The organism is Streptomyces niveiscabiei, assembly GCF_001419795.1.
Classification (GTDB): Bacteria; Actinomycetota; Actinomycetes; order Streptomycetales; family Streptomycetaceae; genus Streptomyces; species Streptomyces niveiscabiei.
On sequence record NZ_LIRL01001389.1, the window covers coordinates 1 to 1,542 of the forward strand.

Annotated in this window: 1 protein-coding gene; it reads left to right on the plus strand. The window is 74.1% G+C overall.

Annotation, left to right across the window (positions count from 1 at the left end):
* Positions 1-1,389 (plus strand): ERAP1-like C-terminal domain-containing protein (locus AOK24_RS44365; RefSeq protein ID WP_206191378.1); only part of this gene is annotated, 1,389 nt, incomplete at its 5' end.
* Between the last annotated feature and the right edge of the window lie 153 nt (positions 1,390-1,542).

Sequence of the window (1,542 nt, forward strand, 5' to 3'; positions counted from 1 at the left end):
GTCCCCGACACCGCCTCCGCGCTCCTCAACTTCGACGGCATCTCCTACGCCAAGGGCGCCTCCGCGCTCCGGCAACTCGTCGCCTGGCTCGGCGAGGACGACTTCCTCGCCGGCATCAACACCCACTTCACCCGGCACAAGTTCGGCAACGCCACCCTCGCCGACTTCATCGACAGCCTCGCCTCCGCCACCGACCGCGACGTCCACGCCTGGGCCGACGCCTGGCTGCGCACGACCGGCGTCGACACCCTCACCCCCGTCGTCGCCGGCACCGGCGCCGACCGCACCCTCACCGTCGAGCGCGCCGGCACCCGCCCGCACCGCATCGCCGTCGGCCTGTACGACGAGGACGCGGGAACTCTCGTACCCCGCCCCCGCGTTCACCTCGACGTCCCCCAGAGCGCGCCGCACGGCCTCGGCAAGAAACCCGCGCTGCTGCTCCTCAACGACGGCGACCTCAGCTACGCCAAGGTCCGCTTCGACGCCGACTCCGCCGACACCGTGCGCAGGCAACTCGCCGCCCTCCCCGACCCGTTGACGCGGGCCGTCGTCTGGAACGCGCTGCGCGACGCCGTCCGCGACGGCGAACTCCCCGCCGCCGCCTACCTGGAGACCGCCCGCGCCCACCTCCCCCACGAGACCGACCTCGCCCTCACCGAGGCCGTCCTCACCTTCGCGACCACGGAACTCGCGGGGCGCTACCTCACGCCCGAGGAGCGGCCCGGTGCGCTGACCTCGCTGTGCCTGCTGTGCAAGGACGTCCTGCGGCGCACCGAGGACGGCGACAGCCCGGGGCTGCGGCTCATCGCCGTGCGGCACTTCATCGACGTCGCGCAGCACCCCGACACGATCGCCGCGTGGCTCGCCGACGGGACCGTGCCGGGCGGGCCCGAGCTGGACCCCGACCTGCGGTGGCGCATCCTCGGGCGGCTCGCCGTCCTCGGGGCCACCGACGAGGCCGCCATCGCCGGGGAGTTGGCGCGCGACCCGTCCGCGACCGGGCAGGAAGGCGCCGCGCGCTGCCGGGCCGCGCTGCCCGACGCCGACGCCAAGGCGCGCGCCTGGGACGCCATGTTCTCCTCCGACGACCTCTCCAACTACCTGGTCACCGCCACCGCGCAGGGCTTCTGGCAGCCCGAACAGGCCGAGCTGCTGCGGCCGTACGTCGCCCGCTTCTACGCCGACGCCGTACCCGTCGCCGAACGCCGGGGGCCCGCCATCGCCGGCGTCATCGGCAAGTGGGCGTTCCCCGTGCACGCCGTCGACACCGAGAACCTGCGCCTGGGCGAGGCGTGCCTCGCCGACGCCGGGCCGACCCCCGCGCTGCGGCGCCGGCTCGCGGACCAACTCGACGATCTGGGAAGGGTGTTGAAGGCGCGCGGCATCTAACGGGCGGGGCCTGGCGGGCGCCGGATCGTAGAAGCAGATTTTCTCCGGGCGCCCGTACCACTTTCGGGTCTGATCGCTCGGGTTTCCGGGTCCGGGGGCCTCCAGCGGGACATGCTGGAGCCCCCGCCCCCGGAAGGACCCTCCCCGCATGAG